The organism is Rhodococcus sp. 114MFTsu3.1 (assembly GCF_000383555.1).
Lineage (GTDB): Bacteria > Actinomycetota > Actinomycetes > Mycobacteriales > Mycobacteriaceae > Rhodococcoides > Rhodococcoides fascians_E.
In genome coordinates this window covers 86,463-102,677 of sequence record NZ_KB911548.1, presented here as the reverse complement: position 1 = coordinate 102,677, position 16,215 = coordinate 86,463, and the positions used below count along the sequence as shown (strand labels likewise).

21 protein-coding genes are annotated in these 16,215 nt (G+C 63.6%); 13 read left to right on the top strand and 8 right to left on the bottom strand.

Annotated elements, in window-relative coordinates; translation table 11 throughout:
* The first annotated feature begins 70 nt into the window (after positions 1 to 70).
* From H292_RS0110765 to H292_RS0110755, 3 genes are all read left to right on the top strand, one after another.
* Entirely contained in the window at positions 71 to 937 is an 867-nt protein-coding gene (locus H292_RS0110765; protein ID WP_027498751.1) for a DUF559 domain-containing protein, read from the top strand.
* Positions 938 to 1,034: 97 nt separating this feature from the next.
* Positions 1,035 to 2,420 carry a sigma 54-interacting transcriptional regulator gene (locus H292_RS0110760; RefSeq protein ID WP_027498750.1) on the top strand — a complete coding sequence of 462 codons (1,386 nt, stop codon included), beginning with the start codon at positions 1,035 to 1,037 and terminating at the stop codon, positions 2,418 to 2,420.
* Positions 2,420 to 4,369, top strand: coding sequence for a vWA domain-containing protein (locus H292_RS0110755; RefSeq protein WP_020111433.1), 1,950 nt, complete (start codon positions 2,420 to 2,422; stop codon positions 4,367 to 4,369). The genes H292_RS0110760 and H292_RS0110755 overlap by 1 nt, the downstream gene beginning before the upstream one ends.
* On the opposite strand, the gene H292_RS0110750 is transcribed toward H292_RS0110755, so the two are convergent.
* The 7 genes from H292_RS0110750 to rpmB form a co-directional block, all read right to left on the bottom strand.
* Positions 4,366 to 4,935 (bottom strand): DUF1707 SHOCT-like domain-containing protein, encoded by a 570-nt coding sequence (locus tag H292_RS0110750; protein WP_019664481.1) that lies wholly within the window; start codon positions 4,933 to 4,935, stop codon positions 4,366 to 4,368. The two genes, H292_RS0110755 and H292_RS0110750, sit on opposite strands and share 4 nt — an antisense overlap.
* 13 nt (positions 4,936 to 4,948) lie before the next feature.
* Positions 4,949 to 5,410 carry a hypothetical protein gene (locus H292_RS0110745; RefSeq protein ID WP_019664482.1) on the bottom strand — a complete coding sequence of 154 codons (462 nt, stop codon included), beginning with the start codon at positions 5,408 to 5,410 and terminating at the stop codon, positions 4,949 to 4,951.
* A gap of 63 nt (positions 5,411 to 5,473) precedes the next feature.
* Positions 5,474 to 6,397 (bottom strand): AEC family transporter, encoded by a 924-nt coding sequence (locus H292_RS0110740; RefSeq protein WP_020111432.1) that lies wholly within the window; start codon positions 6,395 to 6,397, stop codon positions 5,474 to 5,476.
* A gap of 108 nt (positions 6,398 to 6,505) precedes the next feature.
* Entirely contained in the window at positions 6,506 to 6,760 is a 255-nt protein-coding gene (gene rpsR / locus H292_RS0110735) for a 30S ribosomal protein S18 (RefSeq protein ID WP_008719028.1), read from the bottom strand.
* Between the two features lie 17 nt (positions 6,761 to 6,777).
* The gene (gene rpsN, locus H292_RS0110730; RefSeq protein WP_019664484.1) at positions 6,778 to 7,083 is read right to left on the bottom strand and encodes a 30S ribosomal protein S14; all 306 of its coding nucleotides are present in this window, start codon (positions 7,081 to 7,083) and stop codon (positions 6,778 to 6,780) included.
* A 17-nt stretch (positions 7,084 to 7,100) separates the two neighbouring features.
* On the bottom strand, positions 7,101 to 7,271 hold the full coding sequence (rpmG, locus tag H292_RS0110725) for a 50S ribosomal protein L33 (RefSeq protein ID WP_170947607.1): 171 nt from the start codon (positions 7,269 to 7,271) through the stop codon (positions 7,101 to 7,103).
* Positions 7,268 to 7,504 carry a 50S ribosomal protein L28 gene (gene rpmB / locus H292_RS0110720; RefSeq protein WP_019664486.1) on the bottom strand — a complete coding sequence of 79 codons (237 nt, stop codon included), beginning with the start codon at positions 7,502 to 7,504 and terminating at the stop codon, positions 7,268 to 7,270. The genes rpmG and rpmB overlap by 4 nt, the downstream gene beginning before the upstream one ends.
* A 109-nt stretch (positions 7,505 to 7,613) precedes the next feature.
* Between rpmB and mrf the strand changes: the two genes are divergently transcribed.
* From mrf to H292_RS28120, 5 genes are all read left to right on the top strand, one after another.
* Positions 7,614 to 8,864, top strand: coding sequence for a ribosome hibernation factor-recruiting GTPase MRF (mrf, locus tag H292_RS0110715; RefSeq protein ID WP_020111431.1), 1,251 nt, complete (start codon positions 7,614 to 7,616; stop codon positions 8,862 to 8,864).
* Complete coding sequence (locus H292_RS0110710; RefSeq protein ID WP_019664488.1) at positions 8,861 to 9,121, top strand: type B 50S ribosomal protein L31; 261 nt, start codon at positions 8,861 to 8,863, stop codon at positions 9,119 to 9,121. Before mrf ends, H292_RS0110710 begins: the two co-directional genes overlap by 4 nt.
* 3 nt (positions 9,122 to 9,124) lie before the next feature.
* Positions 9,125 to 9,292, top strand: a complete 168-nt coding sequence (rpmF, locus tag H292_RS0110705; protein ID WP_037110618.1) for a 50S ribosomal protein L32 — start codon at positions 9,125 to 9,127, stop codon at positions 9,290 to 9,292.
* Positions 9,293 to 9,425: 133 nt separating this feature from the next.
* Positions 9,426 to 10,574, top strand: a complete 1,149-nt coding sequence (locus H292_RS0110700) for a lipase family protein (protein WP_027498748.1) — start codon at positions 9,426 to 9,428, stop codon at positions 10,572 to 10,574.
* A 111-nt stretch (positions 10,575 to 10,685) separates the two neighbouring features.
* Positions 10,686 to 11,189: an LAGLIDADG family homing endonuclease gene (locus H292_RS28120; protein ID WP_143545026.1), complete on the top strand. Its 504-nt coding sequence runs from the start codon at positions 10,686 to 10,688 to the stop codon at positions 11,187 to 11,189.
* 109 nt (positions 11,190 to 11,298) lie between these two features.
* Here the strand turns inward: H292_RS28120 and H292_RS0110695 are convergent, their stop codons facing one another.
* On the bottom strand, positions 11,299 to 12,315 hold the full coding sequence (locus H292_RS0110695; protein ID WP_027498747.1) for a magnesium and cobalt transport protein CorA: 1,017 nt from the start codon (positions 12,313 to 12,315) through the stop codon (positions 11,299 to 11,301).
* A 76-nt stretch (positions 12,316 to 12,391) separates the two neighbouring features.
* On the opposite strand from H292_RS0110695, the gene H292_RS0110690 reads away from it, so the two are divergent.
* From H292_RS0110690 to H292_RS0110670, 5 genes are read left to right on the top strand one after another with little or no spacing between them, the layout of a single operon-like run.
* On the top strand, positions 12,392 to 12,826 hold the full coding sequence (locus H292_RS0110690; RefSeq protein ID WP_020111428.1) for a VOC family protein: 435 nt from the start codon (positions 12,392 to 12,394) through the stop codon (positions 12,824 to 12,826).
* A 7-nt stretch (positions 12,827 to 12,833) separates the two neighbouring features.
* On the top strand, positions 12,834 to 13,295 hold the full coding sequence (locus H292_RS0110685) for a DUF6194 family protein (RefSeq protein WP_020111427.1): 462 nt from the start codon (positions 12,834 to 12,836) through the stop codon (positions 13,293 to 13,295).
* A gap of 55 nt (positions 13,296 to 13,350) precedes the next feature.
* The gene (locus H292_RS0110680) at positions 13,351 to 13,968 is read left to right on the top strand and encodes a trimeric intracellular cation channel family protein (protein ID WP_019664495.1); all 618 of its coding nucleotides are present in this window, start codon (positions 13,351 to 13,353) and stop codon (positions 13,966 to 13,968) included.
* Between the two features lie 39 nt (positions 13,969 to 14,007).
* Positions 14,008 to 14,700 carry a response regulator transcription factor gene (locus H292_RS0110675; protein ID WP_170945144.1) on the top strand — a complete coding sequence of 231 codons (693 nt, stop codon included), beginning with the start codon at positions 14,008 to 14,010 and terminating at the stop codon, positions 14,698 to 14,700.
* Entirely contained in the window at positions 14,700 to 16,181 is a 1,482-nt protein-coding gene (locus H292_RS0110670; protein ID WP_020111426.1) for a HAMP domain-containing sensor histidine kinase, read from the top strand. Before H292_RS0110675 ends, H292_RS0110670 begins: the two co-directional genes overlap by 1 nt.
* Positions 16,182 to 16,215 lie beyond the last annotated feature (34 nt).

The following is a 16,215-nucleotide window of genomic DNA, read 5'->3' as shown; positions in this document are numbered from 1 at the left end:
GACCGGAATCTATCCACAGGCTCCGGCTCCAGACCGCTTTTCGGGTGGGTAGCCGTGCAATCGTGGGCGGGTGCCCGCCGACCAGCCGTTTAGAGGTTCCCTAGCAGTCCGCGACGGTAGCCTGACTCGACATCAGCTGACCCACGGCTTCAAGCGCATTCACCGCGACGTCTATGTGCGCAAAGGCGTTCGGATCGACGCCGTTGTCCGGGCGCGGGCAGCCCACGTGTTCGCTGGTAGGGCGGCGGTGTGTTGCGGGATGTCGGCAGCTGCATTGCACGGCGCACGATGGATCGACCCCGACTCGCCTGCGGAGGTGATCTGGCTCGGACGCCGACACCAACTCGACGGTATCCGCATCCGATTCGATACCGTCCGCGATGTCGAGATCACCACCGTCGCAGGTCTGCCGGTGACCACGATCCCCAGAACCATGTTCGATCTGGCGAGGCGGCTCCCCAGAGTGCGGGCCGTGCAGGTGCTGGACGACCTGTCAGGAGTGTCCGGAATCTCGGCTGCAGACGTTCTTCCGTTGTGCGCACGGTATGCGGGCTTACGGGGAGTATCCGCGGCGCGATCGGTTCTGGCACTCGTCGACGGTGGTGCAGAGTCTCCGCAGGAAACCGCTACTCGGCTGTTGCTTGTCGATGCAGGACTGCCTCCACCCGAGACACAGATTCGCGTTGCCGACGAACACGGCATGTTGTTCGCTCGCTGCGATCTGGGCTGGCCGGAGTGGAAGGTGGCCGTCGAGTACGACGGGGTGCAGCACTGGACGTCGGAGAAGCAGCGGTCCTGGGACATCGAGCGGTTCGAGAGGCTCGAGCGCGCCGGCTGGCTGGTGGTCCGAGTGAATTCGGAGCAACTGCGCCTCCGTCCGCGCGAGGTGGTCGAGCGTGTTCGACGCAAACTGCGGCAAGCGGGCGCGCCTGTGTGACGAGTTCGCACTTGTGCAGACGAAAGACCCCCGTTTCTCTGCACAAGTGCGAACTCGACGAACGGTGCTTCTTCTGAGACGGGCGTACTTTGGTGAAGTGACCTCTAATCGACCTGGCATCACCACTGTCGGCGAGTTGCGTGCGGCCGGACACGTGCAGCGCTCCGTGAAAGAAGAACTCCGGGAAAATCTGCTCGACGCGTTGCGTGAGGGCAGGGATGCGTGGCCGGGAATTCTGGGCTTCGACAAGACTGTGCTTCCGCAGTTCGAGCGAGCGATTCTTGCTGGTCATGACGTTGTTCTGCTCGGTGAACGAGGGCAAGGAAAGACACGCCTTCTGCGTACGTTGAACCTTCTGCTCGACGAGTGGGCGCCTGTCATTGCAGGTTCCGAGCTCGGTGAGCATCCGTACGAACCCATCACTCCGGCGAGTATCCGACGCGCACGTGAGCTCGGCGACGGGTTGCCCGTCGAGTGGCGTCACCGTAGCGAGCGATACTCGGAGAAGCTGGCGACTCCGGACACGTCGGTTGCGGACCTCGTCGGCGATGTCGATCCGGTGAAGGTCGCCGAGGGTCGGAGTCTGGGAGATCCGGAGACCATCCACTTCGGGCTCGTGCCGCGGAGTCACCGGGGGATCGTGGCGATCAACGAACTCCCCGATCTCGCGGAACGTATTCAGGTTTCACTGCTCAACGTCATGGAGGAGCGGGATATCCAGGTCCGCGGCTACACGTTGCGGCTGCCGCTGGATGTCGTCCTCGTCGCGAGCGCGAACCCCGAGGACTACACCAACCGTGGGCGGATCATCACTCCACTGAAGGACCGCTTCGGCGCCGAGATTCGCACTCACTACCCGCATGCGTTGGCCGACGAGATCTCGGTGATCGAGCAGGAGGCCAACCTCCCGGCGAACGTACCGTCGTACCTGCTCGAGGTGCTGGCTCGGTTCACACGGCTGCTGCGTGAGTCGCCGTCCGTCGACCAGCGTTCGGGTGTGTCGGCGCGGTTCGCCATCGCAGCGGCGGAGACCATCGCGGCCGCAGCGGTGCATCGTGCTGCGGTTCTCGGCGAGAGCGACGCGGTGGCGCGGCCGGTGGACCTCGGGACCATCATCGAAGTGCTCAGGGGCAAGGTGGAATTCGAGTCCGGTGAAGAGGGCCGCGAGACCGAGGTGCTCGAGCATCTGCTTCGGCGCGCGACGGCCGACACGGTGCGGGACAGGCTGGGCGGAATCAACCTGGCACCGCTCGTCACGGCCATCGAACAGGGTGAGCCGGTGGTGACGGGCGACCGAATCGCCGCCAAGACACTCATCGGTGAGCTGCCGGACCTCGAGGTGCTGCAGGACATCGACGAGCGTCTGAACGCGACCTCCGACGGCGAACGCGCTGCCGCAACGGAACTCGCGCTGGAAGGGTTGTACCTTGCGCGGCGGATTTCCAAGGATCCCGACGACGACGGACAGACGGTGTACAGCTGATGCCTGCCAGTAGATACGGGCGGTATCACGACGGCCCCGATCCACTGGCACCGCCGGTAGACCTCCGCGAAGCACTGGAGTCGATCGGCGAGGACGTGCTCGAGGGCGCTTCGCCTCGCCGGGCGATGCAGGAGATGCTCCGGCGGGGTACCCGGAACATGAGGGGCCTCGACGATCTGGCGGCCGAGGCCAACCGTCGGCGACGGGATCTTCTGCGCAAGAACAACCTCGACGGAACACTTCAGGAGGTCCGCGAACTCCTGGACAAAGCTGTGCTCGAGGAGCGCAAGGCGCTGGCGCGTGCGCTCGACGACGATGCGCGTTTCCAGGAGATGCAGATCGGGGATCTGTCCCCGTCGACGGCGCAGGCCGTGCAGGAGTTGGCCGATTACGACTGGCGTTCCTCGGAGGGTCGTGAGAACTACGAGAAGATCAAGGATCTCCTCGGGCGGGAGATGTTGGACCAACGCTTCGCCGGTATGAAGAATGCGCTCGAGAATGCGACGGACGAGGATCGACAATCCATCAGCGAGATGCTGAAGGATCTGAACGAGCTTCTGGACAAGCACAATCGAGGCGAGGACACCGAGCAGGACTTCTCGGAGTTCATGGCCGAGCACGGCCAGCATTTCCCCGAGAATCCGTCGAACGTCGAGGAGCTCCTCGATTCGCTCGCTCAGCGCGCCGCGGCAGCTCAGCGTCTGCGGAACTCGCTGAGCCCGGAGCAGCGAGCGGAATTGGATGCGCTGGCGCAGCAGGCATTCGGAGATTCCACTCTTCGGCAACAGCTCGACCAGCTGGACCAGAACCTTCAGCAGGCCAGGCCGGGGGAGGATTGGGAAGGTTCGCAGAACTTCCGCGGCGAGAACGGGATGGGCCTGGGCGACGGGACCGGTGCGCTGCAGGACATCGCTGATCTGGAGAACCTCGGAAATCAGCTTTCCCAGCAGTACAACGGCGCCGCGCTCGACGACATCGATGCCGACGCGTTGCTGAAACAGTTGGGGCCCGAAGCTGCGGCGGATGCTCGCATGTTGGCCGAGCTCGAAAAGGCGCTCGAACAGCAAGGTTTCATGGACAAGGGTGCCGACGGCCAGTGGCGGCTGTCGCCGAAGGCGATGCGTCAGCTGGGACAGTCGGCCCTCAAGGACGTCGCGGGACGAATTTCCCGACGCGGCGGCGAGCGCGACACGCGCAAGGCCGGTGCGATGGGGGAGCCGACGGGTGCTTCGCGGGCATGGGAATTCGGTGACACGGAGCCGTGGGACGTCACCCGCACCGTCAACAATGCAGTCCTGCGCACCGCAGCCGAGGGCTCGACGTTCCCGGTGCAACTGCAGGTGACCGACGTCGAGATCAGCGAGACCGAAACGCGGACGCAGGCGGCCGTCGCGCTGCTCGTCGACACGTCGTTCTCGATGGTGATGGACGGTCGCTGGGTGCCGATGAAACGCACCGCGCTTGCGTTGAATCACCTTGTCAGCACCAGGTTTCGCGGTGACGATCTGCAGCTGATCGGCTTCGGTCGTCACGCGCAGACGTTGACGGCGTCGGAACTGGCCGGTCTCGACGGGGCGTACGACCAGGGCACCAATCTGCATCACGCGTTGATGCTGGCGGTGCGGCACCTGCGTCGGCATCCCAACGCGCAACCTGTCGTGCTGATCGTGACCGACGGCGAGCCCACCGCGCACCTCGAGCCCGACGGGCACGCGTATTTCGACTATCCGCCGTCGAACAGAACTTTGGGGCTGACGGTCCGTGAACTCGACACGGTGGCGAAGCTGGGTGCGCAGGTCACCATCTTCCGGTTGGGAGACGATCCGGGGTTGGCCCGCGTCGTGGACAAGATGGCCGAGCGGGTCGGCGGGCGAGTCATCGCCCCCGAGCTGGACGGGCTGGGAGCTGCGGTGGTGTCGGACTATCTGAAACGCAGGAAGTCCCGCTAGTCTTTGGCTTTGATGCTGACGCCGCCCCAGAAGGCGAAGCCTGTCACCACGATTCGTGGGGCTCCGGGAGCACCTTGCTGGCTCAGGTGGTCGAAGCCGCCCATGATGCCTGCGCCGCGTACTTCGACGGCGACGTTGCGGGGGACCGTGATGTCGATGCCGCCCATGATCGCGACGCAGTTGAGCGTCACCTCGGGAGCCGAGAAGTGTGCTCGGCGTAGGTCGATCTCACCGCCGCCCCAGAACGCGACGGCCTCGACGCGCGGTGCGACGGTCCATTCTCCCTTGCGCTCGAATCCACTCATGATGGCGACGGCGCGATCGGTGGAACGGCTGGGAGCCGAGTAGAGAGCTTCGGTGGGCGGCGTCAGCGCAAGGTCGCTGGTGAGAACGTCGAGTTCACCGTAGGTTTTCGCGCGATACGCGGCGGCCGTGCGTTCGTCGTACTCGGACACCGTGAGCTGGCCACCGGCCAGAGCGTCACTGAGGAGCTTCGCGACGAGGTTGCGGTCCGCGTCGGCGGCACGGACGGATTCACGGTTTTGTTCGGGCAGGTGATCGCTCACCTGGGTCAGGTTACTAGGCCGCGTTGACTATGGCGCGGTCTCCGACGGGCGAACTCAAGGTCATCTGCATCGTGCCGTACACGGCGACCATGATGCAGGCCTTGTCCGCGGCCTCGGGAAGCGTTCCGGTGCGCAGTGCGATGACGACTTCGGTGTCGGACTCGGTGACCTCCACCTCGGCCCCGTAGCACTCCGGGGTTCCGGTGACGAAATGGATGGCGATGGTGTTGGGGGAGATCTGGCTCCACGACTCGAACGGCGTCGACACCGCGCGCACCAGTCCTGGGGTGGATTCGAACATCGTCCCGACGTCGCCTACCGGAACCTCCACGGGCACCGGCGGTGCACTGGGACTGTGCATCAGCTGCGCAGACGTAGGGGTGGTGGCTTCGACGTCGTCACCGCCGTCGGCAGGGTCGTTGCCGCACCCGACGAGCAGGACGCACAGCAGAACTCCTGCAGCCAGAAACCTCATGATTCCAAAGTAACCGCGGGAGCTGAGGAGAACCTTTGGGTAGTCCAAGAATCGGGCGATCGGTCAGGCCAGCAGGGCTGTCACCAGTGCGATGACGGGTATCGCTGCGATGGTGGTGACGAAGGCCGTGTCCCGCGCCATGACGACGGCGCGGTTGTAGCGGTTCGCGAAGACGAAGACGTTCTGGGCGGTGGGCAGCGCGGAGATGACGGTGATGGCGAAGAGTTCGTGCCCTTCCAATCCCATGGCGAGTCCCATGAGGTAGCCGAGGACCGGCTGGAGCACCATTTTCATCGTCGTCGCGAGGAGTACGTCTCGCCTGGGGCTCGTGCCTTTCTGGAGAACACGGGCGCCGTAGAGCGAGAGACCGAACGCGAGAAGAGCGCCGGGCACGGCGGCGCCGCCGACCAGGTCGAACGGCTGCATGATGGCTTCGGGCAGTTCGATGCCGAAGATGGACAGCAGGAGTCCTGCGGCGCCGGCGAGGACGATGGGGTTCTTGAAGGGCGTGACGACGATATTGCGGATGGATGCTTTCTTGCCCATGGTCGACAGGTCCAGGATGGTCAGCGCCAACGGCGAGTACACCATGATCTGGAAGAGCAGCAGCGGTGCGACGAAGTTGGCGTCGCCCAGCACGAACACCGCGATGGGAATGCCGAGGTTGGCGGCGTTGACGTAGGACGACGCCAGGCCGCCGATCGTTGCCTCGGGCACGCGGCGTTTCAGCACGAGCCGGGCCAGGAGGAAGTACAGGGCGCCGACGGCGAGGGCGGTCACGCCGGCGATCACGAGGATCGGCGACAGGATGACGGCCAGGTCGGCCTGCGCGAGTGTCACGAACAGCAGCGAAGGTGTCGCGACGAAGAACACGAGCCGGCTCAGGACGAACTGGCCGTGCTCGCCGAGAACTCGGAACTTGGCGAGTACGTAGCCGAGCGCGATGACGATGAAGATGACCGTGAAGCCTTCGAGAACACCGGACATGGAGCGGTAGGTCTCGTTTCTCTCGGGGAGGCTGGCCAGGACTAACTCTAGTGCTCACGCAGAAAGGCCACGCACCCGAGAGTGCGTGGCCTTTCCTACGAGAAATTCTTACCGGCTGGTGAACGGCAGCAAAGCCATCTCACGAGCGTTCTTCACTGCGACGGCGACCTGACGCTGCTGCTGCGGCGTGAGGCCGGTGACGCGGCGGCTACGGATCTTGCCGCGGTCCGAGATGAACTGACGAAGAAGGTTGATGTCCTTGTAGTCCACCGTGGTCACCTTGGCGGCGTTCAACGGGTTCTTCTTGGGTCGACGTCCTGCCTCTGCGCGGACCTTCTTCGACGGTGCTCTCTTGACTGCCATCTGTTCTTCCCTGTTCCTTACCAGCTCGACTTGTGGACGCCTGGCAGCTCCCCACGGTGAGCCATCTCGCGTACCTTCACGCGTGACAGTCCAAATTTCCGCAGGTGACCGCGCGGACGTCCATCCGCAGCGTCACGATTGCGCAATCGTACCGGACTCGCGTCGCGCGGTAGACGCTGCAGTGCCGCTTGGGCCTCTGCTCGCTCGGAATCGGGTGTCGACGGCTTCCGGATGATCTCCTTCAGTTCGCTCCGGCGGGCTGCCCACCGGGCGACGACGACCTTCCGCTGCTCGTTCTTGGCGATCTTCGATTTCTTGGCCATGTCAGCGCTCCTCGCGGCTAGCGTTCTTCACGGAAGTCGACGTGCTTGCGGACGACGGGGTCGTACTTCTTGAGCACGATGCGATCGGGGTCGTTTCGACGGTTCTTGCGGGTCACGTAGGTGTATCCGGTGCCTGCGGTCGACTTGAGTTTGATGATCGGACGGACGTCCGTGCTCTTTCCCATCAGAGCTTCTCCCCTCGTGCTACGAGCTTGGCGACGACGGCGTCGATTCCGTCACGGTCGATGGTCTTGATCCCCTTCGCCGAGAGCGTCAGCGTGACGCGGCGGCCGAGGCTCGGGACGAAGTAGGTCTTCTTCTGGATGTTCGGGTCCCAGCGACGGCTGGTCCTGACGTGCGAGTGCGAAACGGACTTACCGAATCCCGGCTTCCGTCCCGTCACCTGGCAGTGCGCGGACATACGCGGTCCTCTCTAGCTGACATGACAATCGTTTTCGACAAAGCGTTGTTTCGAATGTAGCGTGACAACGCAAGAAATGACAATCGTTGTCGATAGAAGGGATCTGCTTGTGGACGGCCGCACACCACTCGTACTCGTATCCGGTTGGACGGGTGCCATGGACGACGTGGTGACCTCACTGCTCGGGCCGGGCACCGTCGCCGTACGCCACGACCTCAGCCGCGTCTACGAGGGCGTCGTCCGCCGGACGCTCTACGCGGACGGCGACGCACCGCGCGAAACCATTCTCGAACTCGCGCACGGCTGTGTCTCCTGCACGCTGCGTGAGGACCTCCTCCCGCTACTGAGGACGCTGTCCACCCGTAGTTCGGTGCAACGGATCGTCCTGGCGATGGATCCTGCCCTCGAGCCGGAAGCGTTGTGCTGGGCGATCGAGAACGTCGTCGTCGCGGGCATCGTCGGTCAGGTCGACGGATCGGCTTCGCGAGACGTCCGTATCGAAGCCGTGATCGACTGCCTCGACGCCGCCACCTGGCTCGCGGACGCCACCGGCGACGACGCCCTGGCCGACCGAGGAATCGTGGCCAGCGGCGACGACGACCGGACCGTCGCGCAGGTCGTCGTCGGGCAGGTCGACTATGCCGATGCTCTCGTCGTCACCGCAGGCCCCGAGGTCGACGCGTGGGAACGCGCCAAGCTCGCCGCCGTGTTGGAGCGTCTGGCACCCGGTGCGCCCATCGCGTGGGTGGGGCCGGGGGACAAGCTCGACGCCGACGCGCTGGTCGCTGCCGTTCCGCTGGGTGCGCGTCGCGGCGCCATCACCGACGCCCACTCGCCGCTGCTGCGCGGTGAACCTCCACTCACGGCGGATTGCGGAGTGACTCTCGTCGAATTCTCGGCGACGCGACCCTTCCATCCCGAACGATTCCACGAGGCAATCGACGTTCTGCTCGACGGTGTCGTCACCGCACGCGGACGCGCCTGGGTGGCAACCCAACCCGACGAGGCCCTGTGGATCGAGTCCGCCGGCGGCGGACTGCGCGTCGCCAGTGCCGGAAAATGGCTGGCCGCAATGACACCGGAGGAACAGGACGGCGTCGACACCTCGCGTCGGGCCATGGCTGCCCTTCGGTGGAACGAGGACTTCGGTGACCGCGACACCTCGCTGGTCGTCCTGGTCCACGCCGCCGATCCGTCGGAAATCGACCGGACGCTGCAGTGGGCGCTGGTGTCCGACGACGAGATGACCGACCGGCAGGCATGGGCCGAATGGAACGACCCGTTCGGTCAGTGGCACGAAGACCCGTGCGAAACAGCAGAATCCCCGTACTCGGAGCAGAAGAAAGAGGCACAGGAATGAAGGCAGGAATCCATCCCGACTACCACCCCGTGGTATTCCAGGACGCAGGAACAGGAACCAAGTTCCTCACCCGGTCCACCATCACCTCGACCCGCGAGGTCGAATGGGAAGACGGCAACACCTACCCACTCGTCATCGTCGACGTCACCAGCGAATCCCACCCCTTCTGGACCGGTGCCGCACGCATCATGGACACCCAGGGTCGCGTGGAGAAGTTCGAGAAGCGCTACGGCCGGCGCAGCCGTAAGGAGGCCTGAGACATGGCTGTACCGAAGCGGAAAATGTCGCGGTCCAACACCCGCAGCCGCCGAGCACAGTGGAAAGCCGTCGCTCCCGACCTCGTGAGCGTCCGCGTCGGCGGGCAGGAATTCAAAGTCCCTCGCCGACTCGTCAAGGCCGTACAGACCGGTGTCTACGACCCGAGCTGAACCCGAGCAACCTTCTCGAGAGCGAACGTGCCGTTCGGTCACTTCAAGTGACCGAACGGCACGTTCGCTCCGCTTCAAGGGGGGGCAAACAAAACCCTGGCGTCCGGTGTGGAGAAGCCGTTAGTCTGTCGAAGTGTCCACTTCCTTCGCTTTTCGGTCCGCTGCTGCCCTGACGTGCGCTGTTCTTGCATGCACCATGGCAGGTGCTGTTGCATCCGCAGAGCCGGTGGACAGGACGCCCGGCACGATTGTGGAGACGTCCCCGCTGCCCACTGATCTGTGGATTCCCGGAACCGGTGAGGCGCAGCGCATCACGTACTGGACTGTCGGATCCGACGGTGCTCCGGCGCTCAGTAGTGGAACGTTTTTCGTTCCGGAGGGACCGGCGCCCGAGGGGGGTTGGCCGGTCGTCGGTTGGGCTCATGGCACTTCCGGTCTCGCCGACGAGTGTGCGCCGTCCCGTGTCGGCCCCGCCGACCGCGAGCGAGATTTCGGCTACTTGTCGACGTGGATCGACCAGGGATACGCGATTGCCGCGACCGATTACGTCGGCCTGGGCACGCCTGGATTGATGCCGTATCTCGACGGCAAGGTGTCTGCACACAGTGTCGTGGATTCGGTGAAGGCGGCCAGATCCGTCGAGCCGTCGTTGTCGAACAAGTGGGTAGTGATCGGCCAGTCCCAGGGCGGTGGCGCAGCGATCACCACTGCCCGATACGCGACGGAATACGGTGGCCCCGAGCTGGATTACCGCGGAGCCGTCGGGACCGGGGTGCCGGCGAACATCGAGCTGGCACTTCTGCCGCTGGGACCGGGAGTTCTTCCGGTCGCCGCTGGCAAGGGTCTGACGACGTATCTGCTGTACATCCTGGCGGGTCTGCGATATGCGCATCCGGAGATCGACCTCGACTCGTACCTCACCGAACAGGGAAGACAGCTGGTCGACCGCGCGGAAAGGGTCTGCGTGTTCGATGCTGAGGACGAGTTCGCCGGCACTGTCTCCGGTGATCTGTTCGCCAAACCGTTGAACCAGATTCCGAATTTCTACGGTCTGTTGAACGACTACATGGGCGTGCCCGTCTCCGGCTACGACCGACCGGTATTCATCGGACAAGGTCTGACGGACGTGGATGTGCCTGCACCCGCTGCACTTTCACTGGTTGCTCAGATGAAGGCGAACGGTCAGGACGTCACGCTTTACACGTACCCGACGGATCACAGCGGTGCACTACTGCAATCACAGGAGGATTCCGTTCCGTTCGTGAAACGACTTTTCGAATAACGCTTTCTCAGCGGCCGACGCTTGCGGTTCGTTCGGGCAGATTTCGGGTGCGAGAATCTGTCAGAGCTGTATGGGACCATGTCCCCCTAGGTCAAGTGCTAAGGGGGAAGTGTGGAACTGGATCTTATGTATGTCGCTGGCTTTTTCGATGGAGAAGGCTCTGTTGGAATTTATAAAGGTGGCCAGTTAGGACGCACTTTGCGGGTGCAAATAACTCAAGCGGACAGCGTTCGCACTCGGGAGATTCTAAAATACTGCCAAACGCTGTGGCGTGGTTCAATAAGCAGTCTTAACAAGCAAAAGCGGCGCAAGGCTCTTATTTGGCAAACCGGCGGTAGTGGGGCCCTCGAGTTTTTGGATGACGTTTGCTCTCGGGTTGTACTGAAAACGGAGCAAGTTGATCTAGCAATTGCATGGCAGAAGTCGAGACCGGTCCGCGTTCGCGATGTAGGTGGACGATGGCAGAGCTGGGATGCTGACCAGCAGCAGTTGGATGAAGACGTCGCCGCGCTGCTGTCGGTGATGAAAACGAAGGATGTGCTCGCGGATTCAGTGCTGCGCGAAACTCTGACATCACTACATTTCAGGATCCGCGCGCTGAGTTCCTTGGTCTGACTAAAATAGATTATTCCAGTGAGTGGCTGTGTAACAGTACGGAAGTCTCGTGCGAGGCCGCGTCGCGGCTAATCGGTCGCCGATCCTTCCCCTCTTCCGTTACATTTTTTCACAGCCACTTCTGGCGTTTGAAGACCAGGTAGAGGACGGAGGACAGGACGACCATGCCGAGGATGGCCATGGGATATCCCAGGTGCCATTTGAGTTCCGGCATGTCCTCGAAGTTCATCCCGTAGATGGCGGCGATCAGCGAGGGAGCGAACAGGATTGCGCCCCAGGACGATATTTTCTTGGTCTGCTCGGTCTGATCCAGGCTGACCTGCGTCATGGCGCGCATTTCCTCGTTCTGCTGCTGCGCGACGAGTGTGGCGTGGGTCTGCAGCGCGTTCTGCAGCGTCGCTTTGAAGCCCTCCACGCGTTCGGTTATGCGGACGCAGTGGTCGAGGACGTCGCGGAGGGATCGTTTGAGTTCGACGTCGAGTTCGTACTCGTTGTTGCCGCGTTTCAGGGCGTCGATCATCGACACCAATGGTTCGGTTGCGCGCTGGAATTCGGCTACTTCACGCGAGAGCGTGTAAATGCGTCGGGACACGGATGGGTCGCCGGAGAAGAGCTGGTCCTCGATTTCGTCGATGTCGTTCTGCAGCCCTTCGACGACGGGCTCGTATTCGTCGACGACCTGGTCGAGGATGGCGTACATGACGGCTTCGGTGCCGAGCGTCAACAGCTCGGGGTCGGCTTCCAATCGCGATCTGACGGCGGACAATTCGGGCGATTCGGCGTGGCGGATAGTGACGACGAAGTCCGGTCCGAGGAAGACGTGCAGCTCACCGAACTCGACCTTCTCGGTTTCATCGATGTAGCGGGCGGGCCTGAAGACGACGAAGAGTTGGTCGCCGTACTGCTCGAGCTTGGGACGCTGGTGCGCGGCGATGGCGTCTTCGACGGCAAGGCGGTGGAGTCCGAATTCGGCTGCAACCGAATTGATCTCCTCTTCCTCGGGTCGGTAGAGACCGATCCACGCCATGCCGTGTCGTTCTCGCATGGCCTCGTAGGTGCTGTCGAGGTTGTCTGGGGTGACGGCACGCTTGCCGTCGACATAGACCGCGTTGTCGACGATCGGCAACTTTCTCACCTGCACTCTCTTCGGTAGTGACCGTGGAAAGCCTGCCAGACCGGGGCGGAGGCGTCAGACTGGGTGCATGGATCAGCGCGTACATTTCCTGACACTCGCTACTCCCGACGTCGATGCGTCCCGAGCGTTCTACCGCGACGGCCTCGGGTGGACACCTCTTCTGGATGTACCGGGAGAGATCATCTTCTTCCAGATCGCGTCGGGCTTGGTTCTGGGCTTGTTCGACGCACAGAAATTCACCGAGGACCTCGGGCGGAACGACGGGCCCGCAACGGTGGGCGGGTTGACGCTCTCCCACAACGTCAGCTCGCCCGCCGAAGCCGACGCAGTGGTGAAGGCAGCCGTCGAGGCAGGTGGGACATTGATCAAGCAGCCGCAGAAAGCTGCATTCGGTGGGTACAACGGTCACTTCGCCGACCCCAACGGCGTCATCTGGGAGGTATGCCACAACCCTGGCTGGAGTGTGGACGAGGACGGGACCGTGAAGCTGAGGGAAGTCTGACCACACCATGTCGATTCAACGGATTCTGTCGGAGGTCGAAACCTACGAGGGTGTACTCGACCTTGCTCCAGGACCTGGGAGTGCACACCCAGAGATATCGTGGGGCGATCACTTCTTCTATTACGCGCCCGACGGACAGATTCCGCGCACCCGTCAACCGTTCGCGACGATCGTGACGAAAAACTATCCTGGGGACACGGGTTCGCGTCTGGACGACACCGATCGTTGGCGCCTGAACATTCATTCGGGAGCGGACCGGTTCACCGAAGATGCGTCGGTGAGTGACGTCGGCGCCGTGGATGTGTTTCGTCCTCATCCGGTGTACCCGGGTTGGGTGTGCGTGGTGAATCCGGAGACTCGAAGCCTAGATACTGCTCTGGAGCTTCTTCGGATCGCGTACCTGGCCGATCGGCAACGCGTCGAGCGCCGAGCGCGTCGATCGGACTCCGCGTCCGACGGATCGGAGTAGGGGACTCGTCCACCAGCGAGTTGGAGGCGTCGACCACTCGTGCGACGCTTGTCCCGTGCTGGTCGAGGTGCTGGGGTATGTGGGGATTGTGGCGTTTGCGGCGTCCGGGGCGCTGATCGGTGTTCGTAAGCGGTTGGACTTGTTCGGGGTGTGCGTTGTCGGGATCACGACGGGTATCGGCGGGGGCATCATTCGCGACGTGCTGCTGGGCATTCATCCGCCGACGTCGTTGGATCAGTGGCCGAATGTGACGGTTGCTCTGGCGACGTCGTTGGTGGTGTTCGTGGCGCATCCGGTGATGAATCGGATTTGGCGTGGGGTTCTGTTGTTCGATGCCTTCGGGATGGGGCTGTTCGCGGCGACGGGTGCGACGGTGGCGTTGGCTGCTGGTGGCAGCTCGTTGTCGGCATGCTTGATCGGCGCGACGACGGCAGTGGCCGGCGGCGTCATCCGGGATGTTCTCGTCAACGAGGTTCCGCTGCTGCTGCGCCGGGACTTGTATGCGGTGCCGGCTCTGCTGGGGTCGACGGTGGTGGCGATCGTCGAGGGGTCGGGCCTTCCGGACAACGTGGGCCTGGTCGCGGGCACGATCATTGCGACGGGTCTGCGGGTGCTGGCTCTGTGGCGTCGGTGGAATCTGCCCATTGCGCGGCGCCTGCCGAGTGTGGACTAGACCCCTTCTCAGACATATCTCAGTCCGTCAGGACAAACTATGACAATGCGCATTTTGGTTGTCGACGACGATCGAGCAGTCCGGGACTCGCTCAGGAGGTCGCTCACCTTCAACGGGTACACGGTGGAATTGGCGGTCGACGGGCTCGATGCGCTCGAGAAAGTCGCTGCGGCTCGCCCGGATGCTTTGGTTCTCGACGTCATGATGCCGCGGCTGGACGGGTTGGAAGTGTGCCGTCGGCTGCGTAGTACGGGCGATGATCTGCCCATCCTGGTGCTGACTGCGCGTGACTCCGTGTCCGAGCGCGTCGCGGGCCTCGATGCCGGCGCCGACGACTATCTGCCCAAGCCTTTCGCGCTCGAAGAACTGCTTGCTCGCTTGCGTGCGCTGCTTCGTCGGACGGCGATGGACGCCGAGGGTGAATCGGAGGCGATGACCTTCGCTGATCTGTCGCTCGATCCCGTGACCCGTGAGGTCACCCGCGGGGAGCGGTCGATCAGTCTGACGCGTACCGAGTTCTCGTTGATGGAGATGTTGATGATGAACCCGCGCCGGGTTCTCACTCGCAGCCGCATCCTGGAGGAGGTGTGGGGGTACGACTTCCCGACGTCGGGCAACGCTCTCGAGGTGTACGTCGGATACTTGCGTCGTAAGACCGAGGCCGAGGGTGAGCCTCGGTTGATCCACACTGTCCGCGGCGTCGGTTACGTTCTCCGCGAGACGCCTCCGTGATGGTCGCTCCTTTCGGTCAGCGTTCGACGGCAGGGCAGCGTTCGTCGGATCCGGCCGCGATGCGTCCTCCGATGCCGCTGACCCGCACGGTCTCCTTGCGCTGGCGGGTGACGTTGTTGGCGGCGTCGGTGGTGGCTGTGGCGGTGGCCGTGATGGCGATCGCGGCGTACGCGGTGGTCTCGCGGGCCCTGTACGGCGACGTGGACAGTCAGCTTCGCACCCGTGCGGACGCTCTGATCAACAGCAACATCGTCACGTTCGACCCTCGTTACGTTGCCGGCGCGACGCTCTACAGCACCGACGTGTCCGTCGCGCTTGTCTTTCCGGACCTGAGCAAGTACGTGCCGCCGGGTTCGAAGGTGCCGATCGGCGAGCCGGAAATCGCTGTCGCGGAGGGCCGGACGGATCTGTCCTTACGCACGGTCGACGATCAGCGTGTTCTGAGTCAGCGTGCACAGGACGGCAGTGCGATCGTCATCGCGCAAAGACTGTCGCCGACGGGTGCAGTGCTGGACCGGCTGGCGTGGGTGCTTCTGGTCGTCGGCGCCTTCGGCGTCGTGCTCGCGGCGGGTGCGGGTATGGCGGTCGGCAGAACCGGGTTGCGACCTATTGCGCGCCTGACCGCTGCCGCGGAACGGGTTGCGCGGACGGATGATCTGACGCCGATTCCGGTGACCGGCGACGACGAATTGGCCCGGCTGACGACGAGTTTCAACACGATGCTTCGTGCGTTGGCGGAATCGCGTGGGCGGCAGAGCCGATTGGTCGCCGACGCCGGTCACGAGTTGCGTACGCCGCTGACGTCGCTGCGGACCAACATGGAATTGTTGATCGCTGCCGGCCGTCCCGGGGCGCCGGCGATTCCGGACGAGGACATGGCAGAGCTGCGTACGGACGTCGTCGCGCAGATTCAGGAGTTGTCCACGCTCGTCGGTGATCTGGTGGATCTGGCTCGGGAGGACGCACCGGAGACGGTGTTCGAGCGGGTGGATCTTGCCGACGCCGTCGAGCGGAGTCTCGAGCGAGCGAGGCGTCGCCGCAATGAAATCGACTTCGATGCGACGCTGGAGCCGTGGTTCGTCTACGGCGATCAGGCCGGATTGTCACGTGCGGTTCTGAACGTGTTGGACAACGCCGCCAAGTGGAGTCCGGCGGGCGGTGAAGTTCGTGTCGTCATGCGCAGGATCGGCGACGGGTTGATGGAACTGACCGTCGACGATGCGGGCCCCGGAATTCCCGAGGAGGACCGGGAATTGGTGTTCGAGCGGTTCTATCGCTCGACGGCATCGCGGTCCATGCCGGGTTCCGGACTCGGCTTGGCGATCGTGCGCCAGGTCGTCGTCAAGCACGGTGGAACCATCGGCGTCGAGGTGTCGGAGCGCGGAGGTGCGCTCATTCGGATCGTTCTGCCGGGGGAATCGGCGCCGGACCTGGTGGCCGCCGAAGAGGGCGAATCCGACGGCACAGTCATGGGAAACTGATAGGCGCATCTCAGCGCACTCTCAGTACGGACCG